We start from the raw sequence: 16657 nt of genomic DNA, 5'->3' as shown, positions 1-16657 counted from the left end.
TGACCGATTCATCACGCAAAGTTCAATTAATCGTGATAACTCCAAAACCCGTATCGCGGGACAATCGGCGCCATGGACACCCCCAAGCGCGTGCTGATCGTCGAGGACGACGCCCACATTGCCGAACTGCTGCGCATGCACCTGCGCGACGAAGGCTATGGGGTGGAGCACGCCGCCGACGGTCACGCCGGCCTGCGCGAACTGGAGCGCGGCAATTGGGACGCGCTGGTGCTCGACCTGATGCTGCCCGGCATCGACGGCCTTGAAATCTGCCGCCGTGCCCGTGCCATGACGCGCTACACGCCCATCATCATCATCAGCGCGCGGTCGAGCGAGGTGCACCGCATCCTCGGCCTGGAGCTGGGCGCCGACGACTACCTGGCCAAGCCCTTCTCGGTGCTGGAGCTGGTGGCGCGCGTCAAGGCGCTGCTGCGGCGTACCGATGCGCTGGCGCGCAATGCGCGCATGGAATCGGGCAGCCTCACATTGGGCAACCTCGACATCGAGCCGCTGGCGCGCGAGGTGCGCGTCGACGGCAAGCTCATCGAACTCACGCCGCGCGAGTTCGACCTGCTGTACTTCTTCGCGCGCCATCCGGGCAAGGTGTTCTCGCGGCTCGACCTGCTCAACCAGGTCTGGGGCTACCAGCACGACGGCTACGAGCACACGGTCAACACGCACATCAACCGGCTGCGCACCAAGGTCGAGGCCGACCCGGCCGAGCCGCGCCGCATCCTGACGGTCTGGGGGCGCGGCTACAAGCTCTCGCCAACGGGCGCCGGCGAGGAGGGCACTGCATGATGGCCTGGGCCACGCTGTCGCGGCGGTTGTCCGCGGTGTTCGCGGTGCTGCTGCTGGCTTGTTGCGGGGCATCGGCCTGGCTGCAGATGCGCTCCAACGGGCAGCACGAGCAGGAGGTGATCCAGCGGCTGTCGAGTGGCCTTGCGGGGCACATCGCGGGCAACTCCGAACTGATGCGGCCCGGTGGCCTGAACCAGGAGGCGGTGAAGGACCTGTTCGACAAGCTGATGGCGGTGAACCCCAGCGTCGAGGTCTACCTGCTCGATCCCGAGGGGCGCATCGCGGCGCAAGCGGCGCCGCCCGGCCATCTGAAGCACGACAAGGTCGACCTTGCGCCGATCCGCCGCTTGCTCGCGGGTGCGCCGTTGCCGGTGCTGGGCGACGATCCACGCGGCGAGGGCGGCGCTGGCAAGGTGTTCAGCGTGGCGCCTTTGCGCGTCGACGGGCGCGATGCCGGCTTTGTCTATGTGGTGCTGCAGGGCGAAGACCACGACGCACTGGCCGCCAACGTCGCGGCCGACAACGTGCTGCGCACCACGCTCTGGTCGATGGGTCTGGTGGCGCTGCTGGGCCTGCTGGCTGGCCTTGCCGCCTTCCGGCTCATCACCCGGCCGCTGCGCGAGCTGACCGCGGCGGTCAAGCGCTTCGAGACCGAGGGCATGGCGTCGCTCGAAAGCGAAACGCCACGGCTGGAGCGGTTGTCGCGCGGCAATGACGAGATCGCGCAACTGGGCCAGGCCTTCACGCAGATGACGCGCCGCATTGCCGAGCAATGGCGCGAACTCACGTTGCAGGACCAGCAGCGCCGCGAACTGTTCGCCAACATCTCGCACGACCTGCGCACGCCGCTCACCTCACTGCACGGCTACCTGGAGACGCTGCTGCTCAAGGCCGGTACGCTCGATGAATCGGAACGGCGACGCTATCTGGAGATTGCGCTCGGGCAGAGCCGCAAGGTCGGCCGTCTTGCACAAGAGGTGTTCGAGCTGGCGCGGCTCGAATACGGCGTGGTCAAGCCCGAGAAGGAAAGCTTTGCGCTGGCCGACCTCGTGCAGGACGTGTTCCAGAAGTTCGAGCTGGCGGCCGAGGCGCGCCACCAGCAGCTCAGGCCCGACATCGCACCGGGCCTGCCGGTGGTGTCGGCCGACCTCGGCATGATCGAGCGCGTGCTGACGAATCTGCTGGACAACGCCATTCGCCACACGCCGGCGGGCGGCCAGATCGAGGTGCAACTGAGGGCCGAGAATGCCGGCGTGGCGGTGCAGGTGAGCGATACGGGGCCGGGCATTCCGGGCGAGCTGCAGAAGGGCCTGTTCATGCGGCCCGTGTTCATGAGTGGCGCTCGCGCCGATGGCTCCAGCAGCGGTGGTTTGGGGCTGGTGATCGTCAAGCGCATCCTGCAACTGCACGGCAGCGACATCCGCTTGGTGCAGCAGCCCGACAAGGGGGCGGTGTTCCGCTTTCAGCTTGGCGGTGTCGCGGGCGGCTGAGGCGCTTCGGTTCAGGACTCGGGGCCGACGTGTCGGTTCAGGCGTTCGATGAGCCCCTGCAAGTCAAAGCCCTGCTCGGCCACTGATTTGGGCAAGACGTGGAAGAGCCGAGGCATCAGGTAGATCAGCACGAAGCGGTCGCTTTGTCGCCACTTGAGTACGTTCGCCCAGACGACCGTGCCGTCGGCATGCGGTGACATGATGCGCAAGCCGTTGTCGAGCAACTCGGCCCCGAACTCTTCCTGCATTCCCTTGTACTTGCGGTAGTGCCGGCGGGCCAGCATCGGCGCCAGGAAAAACGTGAGCAGGAGCACGACGGCACCACAGAACAAGCTGGCCAGCGTGAAGGGCCACAAACGCCTGCTGCCGATCGCTGCACCGATCAGCGCGCTCAACACGAGCACCACCACCATGACGATCAACAGCGCCCGGCGCATCCGGCTCGGCCTTGCGGAAACCTTGATCGCGGCGGCGTAGTCGTCTTCGGAGATCCTGAATTTCGCGATCATGGGCTGCTGTGGTTGGTTTGCCTGCGGGCGACGGTCGATGCTACAAGAGCAACGCGACCCAACCACAGGAGACAAGAGACATGCCCGTTTTCGACACCGTCCTGATCGACAAGGACCCGCAACATCCGCGCATCGCGCGCCTCGTGCTCAACCGGCCCGAGAAGCTCAACGCCATCGGCGAGACCACGCCTTCCGAGATTCGCCGCGCGGTCGAATGGGCGGAGGCTGATGACGAGGTGCATGTGATCGTGGTCGAAGGCGCGGGCCGTGCGTTCTGCGCCGGCTACGACCTTGGCGACTACGCCGAAGGCCACGGCCGCGACGGGAAGGGCGACCACCCGTGCCGGCAAGAGAAGACCCCGTGGGACCCGATGCTCGACTACGCCGCCATGAAGCGCAACACCGAAGACTTCATGGCCCTGTGGCGCTGCAACAAGCCCACCATCGCCAAGGTGCATGGCTATGCGGTGGCCGGTGGCAGCGACATCGCGCTGTGCTGCGACCTGCTGACCATGGCCGACGACGCGCGCATCGGCTACATGCCCACACGCGTGTGGGGCTGCCCGACCACCGCGATGTGGACCTACCGCCTGGGCGCCATGCGCGCCAAGCAGCTCATGTTCACCGGCGATACCATCCCCGGCACGCAGGCGGCCGAATGGGGCCTTGCCAATTTCTCGGTGCCGGCCGAACAGCTCGACGACGCCACGCTGAAGCTGGCGCAACGTATTGCGGGCGTGCCGCGTTCGCACCTGATGATGCACAAGCTGGTCGTCAACCAGGTGTGGCATTCGATGGGGCTGGAGCAGAGCCAGATGTTCGCCACCGTGTTCGACGGCATCACGCGCCACAACCCGGAAGGCATGTGGTTCCGGCGGCAGGCGGAGGCGGAAGGCTTCAAGAGCGCTGTGGCGTGGCGCGACAGCGGCCGCAATATTCCCGAAGGCGACGAGGCGAGGGCGCTCGTTGCGGAACTCGAAGCGAAGCTCGCGGCGGCGCGGGCTGCTGTGCCGTCCGTGCGTTGAGCCGGCTGGGTCAGCCCTTGCGACGCGTGACGACCACCGTGGCTTCGAGGCCTTCATAGGCCTCGGCGTCGCCATACCAACTGCCCGAGATCGGCGCTGCCTGCGCCGGGTCGCGCGTGACGCCGACGCGGATCAACTGGCCGCTGCCCATCAGGTTGTTGGTGGGGTCGAACGCCAGCCAGCCGATGCCCGGCAGGTAGGCCTGCAGCCACGCGTGCGTGGTGCCGGCGCCGGTCATGGATTCACCGGCTGTCTGGTTCGCGCGGTCGAGTGCGGCGTCGTAGAGGTAACCGGAGACGAAACGCGTTGCGATGCCGAGGCGGCGCGCGGCTTCCATCATCAGCAGCGCGTAGTCGCGGCAACTGCCGCTGCCCAGGGCCAGCGTGGCAAGCGGCGTCTGCGTGCCTTCTTCGTCGCGCGCCATGTATTCGAGGCTCTGGCCGATGTGCGCGTTCATGCGCGCGAGCACCTCGCGCGTGCTGTTGGGCTTGTCGGTGTGCAGGAACTGGTGGGCCCAGCGGATCAGCGTGCCCTGCGCATCGTCGTCGTGGTGCGGGCGCAGGTAGTGCTCGAGGTCCAGGCGCTCCTGCACCGAGTAGGCAAAGGGCAAAAATTCGGCGGCCGGGTCAAGCGCCAACTGGTCCTGCTGCGCGGGCACATGCTCGATGGTGAAAGAGCACACGATGCGCAGCTCGGTCGCTTCGCCCATCGGCTGCACCAGCGCAACGGAGTTCGAGTGCGGGTCTTGAATGAGCCGCGTGAAGGCCTGCGGACTCACCTGCAGGTCGGTTGCCAGCACGCGCAGGTCGTGGCTGTCGCGCGGACGGAACATCACGCGGTGCAGGCCGAAGGTGACCGGCTTCTTGTAGCGGTAGACGGTGGTGTGCGTGATGTCGTACTGAATGGCCATGCGGTGCATTCTCACGCGTTCGCAAGACAAGTGGTGGCTTGTGGCGGCTCAATGCCGCAGAATCGGCGCCCGCTCGATCTTTCATGCCTTTTTCAAGGAGATTCCGGCTGCCATGTACTCCGCCACTTTCATCTTCGCCAAGAAGCAGTTCGACGACGAGTTCCATCGCCTCGACCAGACCATCGCCACGGCCGCGAAGTCGCTGCCCGGCTACCTGGGCGAAGAGACGTGGGAGAACACCGGCAACGGGCTGGTGTCGAACGTCTACTACTGGGATTCGCTGGACAGCCTGCAGGCGCTGATCCGGCACCCGGTGCACCAGCAGGCCAAGGCCGCGCAGGCGAACTGGCTCGATGGGTACAAGGTGGTGATCTCCCAGGTGGTGCGTACCTACGGGGACAGCCGCATCGATCACATGCTGGCGCCCTCGGGCCACGCCGAGGCCTAGGCGGCGAATGATCGAATCGCTCGGCTGCGTCCAGGTGCTGGTGGTGTGCATGGCACTGCTGATGGCCTACCGGGCTGTGGGCTCGGCCTGAAGGGGCCGCTCAGAGCCGCTGCGTACCGAGCGCCTTGGCGAGCGTCGCGGGCAAAGGCAGTGGTTCGCCATGCCATTGCGCCACCAGCAGCTCGGCGCAGAGGGCCGCAAAGCTCAGGCCGCGCGAGCCCAGGGCGGTGCAGGCCCAGAGACCGCCTGCGTCTTCACCCAGTGGGCCGACCAGCGGCCGGCGGTCGCCTGAGGCGCAGCGCACGCCGACCCAGGCGTTGACTTCGCCCCGCTCGAACGCCGACGCCAGTGACACGGCTGCGGCGGGGTGGAGACGGGCGAGGCGTTCGCGGTTTGATGCGGCGTCTTCGGCGTTCGGTGTAAGGTCCGTGCTGTCGCGGTCGAAGGTGGCGCCAGCCAGCCAGAGCGGGGTGCCTTCGGTATCGGGGACGTGAGCGATCAGGTGGCCGTCGCCGTTGATCGGTGTGGCTGGCAGCCCGGCGTTGAGGGGCATGCGCCCCCATGCGACCTGGCCGCGCACAGGTTGCAACGGGAGCGAAGGCGCGAAACGGCCCGACTCGAAGCCCGCGGCGATGACGACGCGGTCTGCTTCCGCCAGCAGGCGGTCGGAGGCGTCGAACAGTTGCCAGCCATCGGTGCCGCGCGTCAGGCGGGCCACGGAGGTGTTGCCGCGGAACGCGATGTCCGGCTCACGCAGCCATGCGTGGATCAAGCGATGGGGTTTGACCCATGCGGCGCGCGTGTGCCAGAGCGCTGGCGGATCGGCTGGCAGATCGACGGCCGCCAGTTGCGTTGCGCTCGCAGGCCACGATTCATTGGGGCCGCTGTCGCTCCAGCCTGTGGGCACGCGCGCATCGCCATCGGGGCGGCGCTCCAGCACGCCGCTGGCACGCCAGTCACGGCCTTCTTCCAGCAAGCGCTCCAGCTCTTGCCATGTCGCACGGATGCCTGCACGTGTCAGCCGCGACAGCAGTGCATCGTCCGGTGAGACATGCGGCGCCAGCATGCCCACCGGCAGCCCGGAAGCGCCCGAGGCCGGTTGGTCGGCCGCATCGAGCACGGTGACCTGCCACCCGCGCCGCGCGAGGCTGGCCGCGACGGCCGCGCCTGCAAGCCCGGCGCCGATCACGGCGCAGCGCCCCGGCGTCTCGACGTGTTCGGGCGCCGGGCCGCGTCGCCGCACCGTCCAGGCAGGCGCGAACACGCCGCTCAGGCAGTCGCGCTTGGGTGGCAAGCCCTCGCGGCTTTCGAGCTGGAAGCCGTTCTGCGACAGCGCCTCGCGCACCGCATGCGCGAAGGTCCAGGTGGCCAGGCCAGTGCCCCGGCGGGCAAAGCGCGATACCGCCTTCAGCGTGTCGGGCGACCACATGGCCGGGTTCTGTTGCGGGCTGAAGCCATCCAGGAAGATGCTGTCCGCCTCGAAGCGTTGCGCGCGCAGCAACGCCTGCACATCGCCGATGCACAGAGTGAGCAGCACGCGGCCCGCGTCGAAGGCCAGCCGGTGAAAGCCCGGCAGCAGCCCGTGCCACTGCGCGACCAGTTCCTCGGCCAGTGGCCGCAGTTCGGCGTAGGCCTCGGCGGCACGCAGCAGGTCTTCAGGCGCGACCGGATGCGCCTCGACCGAGACGAAGTGCAGCATCCGTGGCCGGTCGGCGTCTGCACGCCAGGCCTGCCAGGTTGTCAGGAAATTGAGGCCCAGGCCGAAGCCGGTTTCGAGAATCCGCCATTGCGGGCGCCCGGCCCAGGCCGCGGGCAGGCCGCAGCCGCCCAGGAACACATGGCGAGCCTGCGCCAGTGCCCCGGTTTCGGTGTGATAGATGTCGTCGAAGCGTTCGCTGCGGGGGACGCCGTCAGCGCGCCAGGCCACGGGCTCGGCGGTCACGACGGGGCGGCTGCGCTCAGGGGGCCGGGGGAGGGACGTAGCCTTGCGCCACGTCGGCGCCTTCGCCGAAGAAGTGCTTTTCCATCTGCCGCGCCAGGTACTGGCGGGCGCGCAGATCGGCCAGATTCAGCCGGTTTTCATTGACCAGCATTGTTTGTTGCTTGAGCCAGGCGGCCCAGGCTTCCTTGCTGACGTTTTCCCACAGGCGCTTGCCCAGATCACCTGGGTAGGGCGGGAAGTCGAGCCCTTCGGCCTCTTTGCCGAGTTTGATGCACTGAACCATGCGTGCCATTGCGATTGCCTTTGAACGGGAAAAGTGGGGGAAAGCGGTTGCTTAGTTGATTTTGCTATTTAGAACTGAAAACTTGGTCGTTCCAGTTTCTATATGTCGTATTGAGAATACGCAGCTTCATTGATATGCCTTTTTAGAGCAAGACACCATGAGCCTTCGCCGCGACTTTATCAAGCTTTCCCTGGGTGCCGGCGTGGCCGGTGCCATGGCCCTGTCGGCATTGCCGACGTTTGCCCAAGGCGGCGCGGCTCCCGTGACGCTGCTGAACGTGTCGTACGACCCGACGCGCGAGCTGTATGTGGACTACAACCAGGCCTTCGCCAAGTACTGGAAGGCCAAGACCGGCCAGGACGTGACGGTCAAGCAGTCGCACGGCGGCTCGGGCAAGCAGGCCCGCTCGATCATCGACGGCATCGACGCCGACGTGGCCACGCTGGCGCTCGGCGGCGACGTCGACGCGCTCGTCACGCACGGCGGCCTTGTCAAGGCCGACTGGCAAAAGCGCCTGCCGCACAACTCCGCCCCCTACACCTCGACCATCGTGTTCCTGGTGAAAAAGGGCAACCCCAAGGGCCTGAAGGACTGGGACGACCTCATCAAGCCCGGCGTGCAGGTGATCACCCCCAACCCCAAGACCTCCGGCGGCGCTCGCTGGAACTACCTGGCCGCATGGGAATTCGCCAAGCGCAAGTACGGCGGCGATGCCAAGGCCAAGGAATACATCGGCAACCTGTTCAAGAACGTGCCCGTGCTCGACACCGGCGCGCGCGGCTCGACCATCACCTTCGTGCAGCGCGGCGTGGGCGACGTGCTGCTGGCCTGGGAAAACGAAGCCTTCCTGGCGCTGAAGGAATTCGGCCCCGAGAAGTTCGAGATCGTCGTGCCTTCGATCTCCATCCTGGCCGAGCCCAGCGTGGCCGTGGTCGACAAGGTCGTCGACAAGAAGGGCACGCGTGCCGTGGCCGAGGAGTACCTGAAGTACCTGTACTCGGACGAAGGCCAGGACATTGCCGGTCGCAACTTCTACCGCCCGACGTCGGACAAGGCGAAGGCCAAGTACGACAAGCAGTTCCCCAAGCTGACGCTGGTGACCATCGACCAGGCCTTCGGCGGCTGGGCGAAGGCCGACAAGGAGCACTTCGCAGACGGCGGCTCCTTCGACCAGATCTACACAACCAAGCAGAAGTAACCCAGTCCGCTGCCGAGTTGGTAGCGCATGGCGCCCGTTCGACGGGCGTCATGGATTGTTTCGCTCTGAATTCCTGAAGAAAAACGAAAGCCTCCTGTGTCCGTTCTCCTGATTGCCGGCAGCCCCTCGGCCCCGTCCCGTTCCACCGCCTTGCTCGAGGCCGTGGGCGAGCGGCTGGCCAAACGCAATGCCCGCATCGAGCGGCTCTCGATCCGCGACCTGCCAGCGCAGGCGCTGCTGCTGGCCGAGTGGACCCACCCGGCCATCGAGCGGGCCATCGCCCAGGTGGCGGCGGCCCGCGTGATCGTCGTGGCCACGCCGGTCTACAAGGCGGCCTACAGCGGCGTGCTGAAGGTCTTCCTGGACCTGCTCGCGCAGAACGCGCTCAAGGGCAAGACGGTGCTGCCGCTGGCCACTGGTGGCAGCCCGCACCACATGCTTGCGCTCGACTACGCATTGCGGCCTGTGCTGCAGTCGCTGTCGGCGCGCCACATCCTGCCGGGCGTCTACGCCAGCGATTCGCAGATTGCGCTGACGCCCGAGAACGCCTACCAGGTGCACAACGACCTGGCCGAGCGACTCAACGAGGCCGTCGAGGTGCTCGCCACCGAAGGCCTGAAGCTGCCGGCAACCCACGGCTTCGAGCCGGTGCCGTTCTCCCGCGTGCGATGTAGCGTCTGACGGCCGGGTTCTCCATCGAACCCGTTCCCTCAGACCCATCCCTGTTCCCGATTTTTCAGGCCGCCTGCGCGCGGCAGGGGACAGCCTTTGCCTGAAGTTTTGCAACACCAAGGAATCCACGCATGACCCCCGTTGCCACCGAAGACTCCGTGCTCGACACCACGCCGCGTTCCTTCTGGCACGCGCTGGGCGACCTCGCCGTGAGCGCCATCGTCGTCAGCGCGATCGCGCTGATCGTGAGCTTCATTTCCGCCGCCTGATTCGCGCGGCGCCTTCCCCACACGAACACCGATTGCCATGACATTGATTTCCGCTCTCCGCCGTCGCCTGATTCAAGGCGTTGCCGCTGCCATCGCACTTCCTTCCTCGTTCGCCGCACTGGCGCAGGCGCCCGCGCGGCAGCTTCGCATCGGCAACCAGAAGGGGCCGCTCAGCATCCTCAAGGGCCGTGGCACGCTGGAAAAGCGGCTCGCGCCGCTCGGCGTGACGGTCAAATGGACCGAGTTCACGGCCGGCCCCGTGCAGCTCGAAGCCCTCAACGTCGGCTCCATCGACTTCGGCGATGTGGGCGAAGCGCCCCCCATCTTTGCGCAGGCTGCCGGTGCGCCACTGGCCTATGTGGCGGCCACGGTGACGCGTCCGCAGTCCGAGGCGGTGCTGGTGCCCAAGGGCTCGGCCATCAAGACCGTGGCAGACCTGAAGGGCAAGAAGATCGCGCTCAACAAGGGCTCGAACGTTCATTACTTCATCGTCAAGCTGTTCGAGAAGCATGGCCTTTCCTACAGCGACCTGAACCTGGTCTACCTGCCGCCCGCCGATGCGCGCGCTGCCTTTGAAAAGGGCTCGGTCGACGCCTGGGTGATCTGGGACCCATTCCTCGCCGCTGCCCAGAAGGCACTGGACGCGCACGTGCTGGCCGACGCCACCGGCGTCGTGGGCAACCGCGCCTACTACTTCTCGTCGCTCGACTACGTGGCAAAGAACGCCGACGTGCTCGCCATCGCCGTCGAGGAGATCAACAAGATCGACGTCTGGGGCGCTGCCAACAAGAGCGAATACGCGGGTGAACTCGCCAAGCTCTGGGGCCTGCCCAAGCCGGTGGCCGACCTGTCGGTGGGCCGCGTGGGTTACGGCACGAGCCCGATCACCAAGGCCATCCTGGCCGAGCAGCAGAAGATTGCCGACACCTTCTTCGAGCTGAAGCTGATCCCGAAAAAGATCAACGTGCTCGAAGCTGCCGGCGCAGGGATCGCGTGATGCAGATCTTCTGGTTCCTTCCCACGCACGGCGACAGCCGCTACCTTGGCACCAGCGAAGGCGCGCGCCCCATCGACCTGGCGTACCTGCAGCAGATCGCGGGCGCGGCCGACAACCTGGGCTACGAGGGCGTGCTGATTCCCACGGGCCGTTCATGCGAAGACCCGTGGGTCATTGCGTCGAGCCTGATCGGTTCGACCAAGAAGCTCAAGTTCCTGGTTGCGGTGCGGCCTGGCCTGCACCAGCCCAGCCTGGCCGCGCGCATGGCCGCTACGTTTGACCGGCTCTCGGGCGGGCGCCTGCTGGTGAACCTCGTGACCGGCGGCGACCAGGCCGAACTCGAAGGCGACGGCGTGTATCTCGAACATGCGTCGCGCTACGAGCAGTCGGCCGAGTTCATCCGCATCTGGCGCGAAATCATCGCGCGCAGCCATGACGGGCAGGCCTTCGACTACGAGGGCAAGCACCTGAGCGTGAAGGGCGCCAAGCTGCTGTATCCGTCGGTGCAAAAGCCGTACCCACCCGTGTGGTTCGGCGGCTCTTCGGCTGCGGCGCACGACCTTGCGGCCGAGCAGGTCGATGCGTACCTCACCTGGGGCGAACCGCCCGCCGAAGTGGCGAAGAAGATCGCCGACGTGCGCGCCCGTGCCGAGCGCCAGGGCCGCAAGGTCGAGTTCGGCATTCGCCTGCACGTGATCGTGCGCGAGACCGAAGACGCCGCCTGGAAGGCCGCCGAAGAACTGATCAGCCGCGTGGACGACGAAACCGTCATCCGCGCCCAGGCCGCTTTTTCGCGCATGGACTCCGAAGGCCAGCGCCGCATGGCCGCGCTGCATGCCGGCGGCGCCAAGCGTTCGCGCGCCGAACTCGAAATCTCGCCGAACCTGTGGGCCGGCGTGGGCCTCGTGCGTGGCGGTGCCGGCACCGCACTGGTGGGCGATGCGAAGACCGTGGCGGCGCGCATCGAGGAATACGCAGCGCTCGGCCTCGACAAATTCATTCTCTCGGGCTACCCGCACCTGGAAGAGGCCTACCGCTTCGCCGAACTGGTGTTCCCGCTGCTCTCGCGCAAGGCGCAGACGCGGCTGGCCGGGGGCTCGCTGAGTGGCCCGTTCGGCGAAGTCGTTGCCAACCTCGACGCGCCGTCGCGCCTTGTCTCCCAAAGCTGAAGGACTCCCATGACCGAACAAGTGCAGGAGCTTCCGGTGACCACCAACGATGCAGGCGCAGGCAAGGCATTGAAGGCCTTCGGCATCAACGTCGCGAAGCGGCTCATTCCGTGGCTGGTGCCGGTGGGGCTGATCGTGTTCTGGCAGATCGCGTCGTCGCTCGGCTGGATCTCCACCCGTGTGCTGCCGGCGCCGGTCGATGTGGTCAAGGCCGCATGGACGCTCACCGCGTCGGGCGAGCTGTGGACGCACGTCAAGGTCAGCGCGGGCCGTGCGCTCGCGGGCCTGGCCATTGGCGGCGGCGCGGGGCTGGCGCTGGGCCTGCTGACCGGCTCGGTGAAGTTCGCCGAAACGCTGCTCGACTCGACCATCCAGATGGTGCGCAACATCCCCGCGCTGGCGCTGATCCCGCTGGTGATCCTGTGGTTCGGCATTGACGAGTCGGCCAAGCTGTTCCTGATCTCGGTGTCGGTGTTCTTCCCGATCTACCTGAACACCTTCCACGGCATCCGCAATGTCGATCCGCAGCTCATCGAGATGGGGCGCACCTATGGCCTGTCGCGCTGGCAGCTCTACCGCGAGGTGATCCTGCCGGGCGCGCTGTCGTCGATCCTGGTGGGCCTGCGTTTCTCGCTGGGCCTGATGTGGGTGATCCTGATCGTGGCCGAGACCATCTCGGCGCAGGCCGGCATCGGCTACCTGACGATGAACGCCCGCGAGTTCCTGCAGACCGACATCGTGCTGGTGGGCATCCTGCTGTACGCGCTGCTCGGCAAGCTGGCCGACCTGTTCGCACGCGGACTGGAGCAATGGTGGCTGCGCTGGCACCCCGGCTACCAGAAGAAGGCGAGCTGAGGGCAGGGCATGACGACGAAATCCATGATCTCCCGCCGCACGGCCATCGCCACGCTGGGCGCTGTCGCTGCATTCGGCTCGGGCACGGTGCTGGCGCAGGGCACGGCCACCCGACCCGTCACCGTGCGGCTCGGCTACCAGAAGTCCTCGACGCTGATCGCCGTGCTCAAGGTGCAGGGCACGCTCGAAAAGCAACTCGCGCCGCTGAACGCCACGCTGAGCTGGCACGAGTTCACCAGCGGCCTGCCATTGCTCGAAGCGCTGAACCTCGACAACCTGGACATCAGCGCCGATGTGGCCGACACCGTACCGGTGTTCGCACAGGCCGCCGGTGCCGATCTGACCTTTCTTGCGCAAGAGGCGCCATCGCCCGCTGCGCAAGCCATCGTGGTGCGCGAAGACTCGCCGATCCGCACGGTGGCCGATCTCAAGGGCAAGAAGATCGGCTTTGCCAAGGCGGCCGGCGTGCACTACCTGCTGATCGCCGCGCTCGACAAGGCGGGCCTGTCCTTCAAGGACATCGAGCCGGCGTACCTCACGCCCGCCGATGGCCGCGCCGCCTTCGAGAAGGGGGCCATCGACGCCTGGGTGGTGTGGGACCCGTTCCTTTCCGCGGCGCAGCGCCAGTCGAAGGTGCGCGTGCTGGCCGACGGTGCCGGCATCGCCTCGTACCAGCGCTACTACCTGGCCCGCAGCAAGTTCGCCAAGGCCCGGCCCGACGTGCTGCACGTGGTCTATGCCGAGCTGGAGAAGACCGGCAAGTGGGTCAAGCAGAACTCGAAGGAAGCGGCCGCGCTGCTGTCGCCCGTGTGGGGCCTGGACGCCGCGACCCTCGAGCAGGCCAACAGCCGCCGCAGCTACGCGGTGCGGCCGGTGGTGGCCGAGGGCCTCGCCGAGCAGCAACGCATTGCCGATGCCTTCTTCTCGGAAAAGCTGTTGCCGAAAAAAATCAATGCGCTCGACGTGGCGCTGTTCAAGCCGGGAGCCTGACATCATGAGTGCCGTTCTGAAAGACCTCCAACCCCAGGCCATCGCAGGTGGCGTGCGCCTCGAAGCACGGGGCCTGCACAAGCGCTACGGCGCGCGCGAAGTGCTGCGCAACACCCAGCTCACCATCGAGCCGGGCCAGTTCCTAGCCATCGTCGGGCGCAGCGGCTGCGGCAAGAGCACGCTGCTGCGGCTCATCGCGGGGCTGGAAGAAGCAACGTCCGGTGGGCTCTACACCGACGGCAGGGCCGTGCACGGCCTGCACGACGACACACGCATCATGTTCCAGGAGGCGCGCCTCTTGCCCTGGCGCCGCGTGCTCGACAACGTGACGCTGGGCCTGCCCAGCGATGCCAAGGCGCGTGGCAAGGAAGTGCTCGCGCAGGTCGGCCTGGCCGACCGCGAGAACGAATGGCCGGCGCGTCTGTCGGGCGGCCAGCGCCAGCGCGTGGCGCTGGCACGGGCACTTGTGCATCACCCGCGCCTGCTGCTGCTCGACGAGCCGCTGGGTGCGCTGGACGCGCTCACGCGCATCGAGATGCACCGCCTGATCGAGAACCTGTGGCAGCGCCACCGGTTCACCGCGCTGCTGGTGACGCACGACGTGCAGGAAGCCGTGGCGCTGGCCGACCGCGTGATCCTGATCGAAGACGGTCGCATCGCGCTCGACGAGAACATCGCGCTGGCCCGTCCGCGCTCGCAGGGCGATCCGGCATTTGCGGCCATCGAGAAACGCATCCTCGACCGCGTGCTGCAAAAGCCCGGCGAGCCCGAACCCGAAAGCGCCAACACCAGTTGGCTCGGCACGCCCGCGCACGCGCTGCGCTGGGCCATCTGAACTTTTTCCTTCCCATCCGCCCATCCTGAAAGGCAGTTGTATGTCGCAGAACTGGAAATTCGAAACCCTGTCGGTGCATGCCGGCTACTCGCCCGAACCCACCACGCGCGCCGTGGCGCCGCCGATCTACCAGACGGTGGCCTATGCCTTCGACAGCGCGCAGCACGGCGCGGACCTGTTCGACCTGAAGGTGCCGGGCAACATCTACACCCGCATCAACAACCCGACGCAGGACGTGCTGGAGCAGCGCGTGGCCGCGCTCGAAGGCGGCATCGCGGCGCTGGCGCTGGCCTCGGGCCAGGCGGCAGTGACCTATGCGATCCAGACCATCGCCGAAGCCGGCGACAACATCATCAGCAGCACCGCGCTGTATGGCGGCACCTACAACCTGTTCGCGCACACGCTGCCGCAGTTCGGCATCACCACGCGCTTTGCGGACCACCGCGATCCGACGAGCTTCGAGAAGCTGTTCGACGAGAAGACCAAGGCGGTGTTCGTCGAGTCGTTGGGCAACCCGGCCGGCAACGTGACCGACATCGCGGCCATCGCCGAGATCGCGCACCGCCACGGCGTGCCGCTGATCGTCGACAACACCGTGCCTTCGCCTTATCTGAGCCGGCCCATCGAGCACGGCGCCGACATCGTCGTGCACTCGCTCACCAAGTACCTGGGCGGCCACGGCACCAGCATCGGCGGCGCCATCGTCGATTCGGGCAAGTTCCCGTGGGCTGAGCACAAGGAGCGCTTCAAGCGGCTGAACGAGCCCGACGTGAGTTACCACGGCGTGGTCTACACCGAGGCGCTGGGCCCGGCCGCCTACATCGGACGTGCACGCGTGGTGCCGTTGCGCAATACCGGCGCCGCCATCTCACCGTTCAATGCCTTCCTGATCCTGCAGGGCATCGAGACGCTGGCCTTGCGCATGGACCGCATCAGCAGCAATGCGCTCAGGGTGGCGCAGCACCTGAAGACGCACAAGGCTGTGAACTGGGTCAACTACGCCGCACTCGAAGACCACCCCGACCACGCGCTGGCGCAGAAATACTTCGGCGGCCGTTCCAGCGGCGTGCTGACCTTCGGCATCGGCAGTGGCCGCGAGGGTGGGGCGAAGTTCCTCGATGCGCTCAAGCTGTTCACGCGTCTCGTGAACATCGGCGATGTGCGCTCGCTCGCCACGCATCCGGCCTCGACCACGCACCGCCAACTGTCGCCCGAAGAACTGGCCAGGGCGGGCGTGACCGAAGACACGGTGCGCCTGTCGGTCGGCATCGAACACATCGACGACCTGCTGGCCGACCTTGATGTCGCGCTGGCCGCCGCGTCCTGAACGCTGCAAGAAGGAACTATGACCACACTCAACACCATCCCCGACGCCGCGCTCGACCAACTGTTTCGCAAGGCGCGCACCGTGCACGCCTTCAAGCCGGTGCCCGTGACCGACGAGGTGATCCACAAGCTCTACGACCTCGTGAAGTGGGGCCCGACCGCCTTCAACGCCCAGCCGGCGCGCTACGTGTTCGTGCGCAGCGAAGAGGCCAAGGCAAAGCTCAAGCCGGCGGTGTCGGCAGGCAACACCGCGCAGACGCTGCAGGCCGGCGTGACGGTGATCGTGGCGCACGACACGCGCTTCTACGAACACCTGCCCGCGCAGTTCCCGGCCTACGACGCCAAGCCCTTCTTCGAGAAGAGCGCCGAGGCCGCGCAGGCCACGGCCTTTCGCAACAGCAGCCTGCAGGGCGCCTACCTGATCCTGGCGGCGCGCTCGCTCGGGCTCGACGCGGGTCCGCAATCGGGCTTCAACGCGGACCTGATCGACAAGGCCTTCTTCTCCGATGGCCGCTACCGGGCCAACTTCCTTGTCAACCTCGGCGTGGCTGACCACGCCGGTACTTTCGAGCGCGGCCCCCGGCTGGCGTTCGACGAAGTGGCGCAGATCGTCTGATCCGCTGCTGCGCCATTCCCATCCCAGTCATTCCTTCACACTGAAAGAGAAACCATCATGTCCATCCAAGCCATCAACGTGCGCAACCAGTTCCGGGGCAAGGTCCGCGAGATCATCCGCGGCGACGTCGTCTCCGAAGTCGATGTCGAAACCGCCTGGGGCATCGTGACCTCGGTCATCACCACGCGCTCGGTCGACGAGCTGCAACTGAAGATCGGCTCCGACGTGGTTGCACTCGTGAAGTCGACGGAAGTTTCGATCGCGAAGCTCTGACGGACCCTCGGGCAATTGCGAACAACCCGGCGCCGTTCTGGCGCCGGGT

Annotated in this window: 19 protein-coding genes; 15 read left to right on the top strand and 4 right to left on the bottom strand. The window is 66.7% G+C overall.

Annotated elements, in window-relative coordinates:
* Positions 1-72 precede the first annotated feature (72 nt).
* Together H7F35_RS30810 and H7F35_RS30805 are read left to right on the top strand one after the other, a co-directional pair.
* Positions 73-801 (top strand): response regulator transcription factor, encoded by a 729-nt coding sequence (locus tag H7F35_RS30810; protein WP_187110290.1) that lies wholly within the window; start codon positions 73-75, stop codon positions 799-801.
* Positions 798-2291, top strand: a complete 1494-nt coding sequence (locus H7F35_RS30805) for an ATP-binding protein (protein ID WP_410010742.1) — start codon at positions 798-800, stop codon at positions 2289-2291. The genes H7F35_RS30810 and H7F35_RS30805 overlap by 4 nt, the downstream gene beginning before the upstream one ends.
* Before the next feature lie 11 nt (positions 2292-2302).
* Here H7F35_RS30805 and H7F35_RS30800 read toward each other — a convergent pair whose 3' ends face one another.
* A complete protein-coding gene (locus H7F35_RS30800) occupies positions 2303-2800 on the bottom strand; it encodes a YcxB family protein (protein WP_187110289.1) in 498 nt (165 codons plus the stop codon).
* Positions 2801-2880: 80 nt separating this feature from the next.
* Here H7F35_RS30800 and H7F35_RS30795 point away from each other — a divergent pair, with 80 nt between their 5' ends.
* Positions 2881-3825: a crotonase/enoyl-CoA hydratase family protein gene (locus H7F35_RS30795; protein ID WP_187110288.1), complete on the top strand. Its 945-nt coding sequence runs from the start codon at positions 2881-2883 to the stop codon at positions 3823-3825.
* 10 nt (positions 3826-3835) lie between these two features.
* Here the strand turns inward: H7F35_RS30795 and H7F35_RS30790 are convergent, their stop codons facing one another.
* Positions 3836-4735 carry a transglutaminase-like domain-containing protein gene (locus H7F35_RS30790; RefSeq protein ID WP_261803422.1) on the bottom strand — a complete coding sequence of 300 codons (900 nt, stop codon included), beginning with the start codon at positions 4733-4735 and terminating at the stop codon, positions 3836-3838.
* Positions 4736-4847: 112 nt separating this feature from the next.
* Between H7F35_RS30790 and H7F35_RS30785 the strand changes: the two genes are divergently transcribed.
* Positions 4848-5183 (top strand): antibiotic biosynthesis monooxygenase family protein, encoded by a 336-nt coding sequence (locus H7F35_RS30785; protein WP_187110286.1) that lies wholly within the window; start codon positions 4848-4850, stop codon positions 5181-5183.
* A 100-nt stretch (positions 5184-5283) separates the two neighbouring features.
* Here H7F35_RS30785 and mnmC read toward each other — a convergent pair whose 3' ends face one another.
* Positions 5284-7125, bottom strand: a complete 1842-nt coding sequence (gene mnmC, locus H7F35_RS30780; protein ID WP_187110285.1) for an FAD-dependent 5-carboxymethylaminomethyl-2-thiouridine(34) oxidoreductase MnmC — start codon at positions 7123-7125, stop codon at positions 5284-5286.
* A 16-nt stretch (positions 7126-7141) separates the two neighbouring features.
* Positions 7142-7417, bottom strand: a complete 276-nt coding sequence (locus H7F35_RS30775; protein WP_187110284.1) for an oxidative damage protection protein — start codon at positions 7415-7417, stop codon at positions 7142-7144.
* 148 nt (positions 7418-7565) lie between these two features.
* Here H7F35_RS30775 and H7F35_RS30770 point away from each other — a divergent pair, with 148 nt between their 5' ends.
* The 11 genes from H7F35_RS30770 to H7F35_RS30720 all read left to right on the top strand — a co-directional run bounded on the left by H7F35_RS30770 (position 7566) and on the right by H7F35_RS30720 (position 16608).
* Positions 7566-8606, top strand: a complete 1041-nt coding sequence (locus H7F35_RS30770) for a sulfate ABC transporter substrate-binding protein (protein ID WP_093173969.1) — start codon at positions 7566-7568, stop codon at positions 8604-8606.
* Between the two features lie 96 nt (positions 8607-8702).
* Positions 8703-9287, top strand: coding sequence for an NADPH-dependent FMN reductase (ssuE, locus tag H7F35_RS30765; RefSeq protein WP_187110283.1), 585 nt, complete (start codon positions 8703-8705; stop codon positions 9285-9287).
* 122 nt (positions 9288-9409) lie between these two features.
* Positions 9410-9547 carry a hypothetical protein gene (locus tag H7F35_RS30760; RefSeq protein WP_187110282.1) on the top strand — a complete coding sequence of 46 codons (138 nt, stop codon included), beginning with the start codon at positions 9410-9412 and terminating at the stop codon, positions 9545-9547.
* A gap of 37 nt (positions 9548-9584) precedes the next feature.
* Positions 9585-10544, top strand: coding sequence for a sulfonate ABC transporter substrate-binding protein (locus H7F35_RS30755; RefSeq protein ID WP_187110281.1), 960 nt, complete (start codon positions 9585-9587; stop codon positions 10542-10544).
* Positions 10544-11713 (top strand): FMNH2-dependent alkanesulfonate monooxygenase, encoded by a 1170-nt coding sequence (gene ssuD, locus H7F35_RS30750; RefSeq protein WP_187110280.1) that lies wholly within the window; start codon positions 10544-10546, stop codon positions 11711-11713. The genes H7F35_RS30755 and ssuD overlap by 1 nt, the downstream gene beginning before the upstream one ends.
* 9 nt (positions 11714-11722) lie before the next feature.
* On the top strand, positions 11723-12568 hold the full coding sequence (gene ssuC, locus H7F35_RS30745) for an aliphatic sulfonate ABC transporter permease SsuC (RefSeq protein WP_187110279.1): 846 nt from the start codon (positions 11723-11725) through the stop codon (positions 12566-12568).
* Positions 12569-12577: 9 nt separating this feature from the next.
* Positions 12578-13558: an aliphatic sulfonate ABC transporter substrate-binding protein gene (locus tag H7F35_RS30740; protein ID WP_187110278.1), complete on the top strand. Its 981-nt coding sequence runs from the start codon at positions 12578-12580 to the stop codon at positions 13556-13558.
* A gap of 4 nt (positions 13559-13562) precedes the next feature.
* Entirely contained in the window at positions 13563-14393 is an 831-nt protein-coding gene (locus H7F35_RS30735) for an ATP-binding cassette domain-containing protein (RefSeq protein ID WP_187110277.1), read from the top strand.
* 40 nt (positions 14394-14433) lie between these two features.
* The gene (locus tag H7F35_RS30730; protein WP_187110276.1) at positions 14434-15720 is read left to right on the top strand and encodes an O-acetylhomoserine aminocarboxypropyltransferase/cysteine synthase family protein; all 1287 of its coding nucleotides are present in this window, start codon (positions 14434-14436) and stop codon (positions 15718-15720) included.
* An 18-nt stretch (positions 15721-15738) separates the two neighbouring features.
* The gene (locus tag H7F35_RS30725; protein ID WP_187110275.1) at positions 15739-16335 is read left to right on the top strand and encodes a malonic semialdehyde reductase; all 597 of its coding nucleotides are present in this window, start codon (positions 15739-15741) and stop codon (positions 16333-16335) included.
* Between the two features lie 57 nt (positions 16336-16392).
* On the top strand, positions 16393-16608 hold the full coding sequence (locus tag H7F35_RS30720) for a molybdopterin-binding protein (protein WP_187110274.1): 216 nt from the start codon (positions 16393-16395) through the stop codon (positions 16606-16608).
* Positions 16609-16657 lie beyond the last annotated feature (49 nt).

The sequence above is a fragment of the Variovorax sp. PAMC26660 genome (genome assembly GCF_014302995.1).
Taxonomy (GTDB): Bacteria; Pseudomonadota; Gammaproteobacteria; order Burkholderiales; family Burkholderiaceae_C; genus Variovorax.
This window is presented reverse-complemented; position numbering and strand designations above follow the sequence as displayed.

Bases quoted from the DNA above. Each gene is read 5' to 3' on its own strand.
- ssuD (WP_187110280.1), top strand. From the start codon at position 10,544: ATGCAGATCTTCTGGTTCCTTCCCACGCACGGCGACAGCCGCTACCTT.
- H7F35_RS30790 (WP_261803422.1), bottom strand. From the start codon at position 4,735: ATGGCCATTCAGTACGACATCACGCACACCACCGTCTACCGCTACAAG.
- H7F35_RS30770 (WP_093173969.1), top strand. From the start codon at position 7,566: ATGAGCCTTCGCCGCGACTTTATCAAGCTTTCCCTGGGTGCCGGCGTG.
- H7F35_RS30755 (WP_187110281.1), top strand. From the start codon at position 9,585: ATGACATTGATTTCCGCTCTCCGCCGTCGCCTGATTCAAGGCGTTGCC.
- H7F35_RS30730 (WP_187110276.1), top strand. From the start codon at position 14,434: ATGTCGCAGAACTGGAAATTCGAAACCCTGTCGGTGCATGCCGGCTAC.
- H7F35_RS30760 (WP_187110282.1), top strand. From the start codon at position 9,410: ATGACCCCCGTTGCCACCGAAGACTCCGTGCTCGACACCACGCCGCGT.
- H7F35_RS30800 (WP_187110289.1), bottom strand. From the start codon at position 2,800: ATGATCGCGAAATTCAGGATCTCCGAAGACGACTACGCCGCCGCGATC.
- H7F35_RS30785 (WP_187110286.1), top strand. From the start codon at position 4,848: ATGTACTCCGCCACTTTCATCTTCGCCAAGAAGCAGTTCGACGACGAG.
- H7F35_RS30805 (WP_410010742.1), top strand. From the start codon at position 798: ATGATGGCCTGGGCCACGCTGTCGCGGCGGTTGTCCGCGGTGTTCGCG.
- ssuC (WP_187110279.1), top strand. From the start codon at position 11,723: ATGACCGAACAAGTGCAGGAGCTTCCGGTGACCACCAACGATGCAGGC.
- H7F35_RS30795 (WP_187110288.1), top strand. From the start codon at position 2,881: ATGCCCGTTTTCGACACCGTCCTGATCGACAAGGACCCGCAACATCCG.
- H7F35_RS30775 (WP_187110284.1), bottom strand. From the start codon at position 7,417: ATGGCACGCATGGTTCAGTGCATCAAACTCGGCAAAGAGGCCGAAGGG.
- H7F35_RS30725 (WP_187110275.1), top strand. From the start codon at position 15,739: ATGACCACACTCAACACCATCCCCGACGCCGCGCTCGACCAACTGTTT.
- H7F35_RS30720 (WP_187110274.1), top strand. From the start codon at position 16,393: ATGTCCATCCAAGCCATCAACGTGCGCAACCAGTTCCGGGGCAAGGTC.
- H7F35_RS30735 (WP_187110277.1), top strand. From the start codon at position 13,563: ATGAGTGCCGTTCTGAAAGACCTCCAACCCCAGGCCATCGCAGGTGGC.
- H7F35_RS30740 (WP_187110278.1), top strand. From the start codon at position 12,578: ATGACGACGAAATCCATGATCTCCCGCCGCACGGCCATCGCCACGCTG.
- H7F35_RS30810 (WP_187110290.1), top strand. From the start codon at position 73: ATGGACACCCCCAAGCGCGTGCTGATCGTCGAGGACGACGCCCACATT.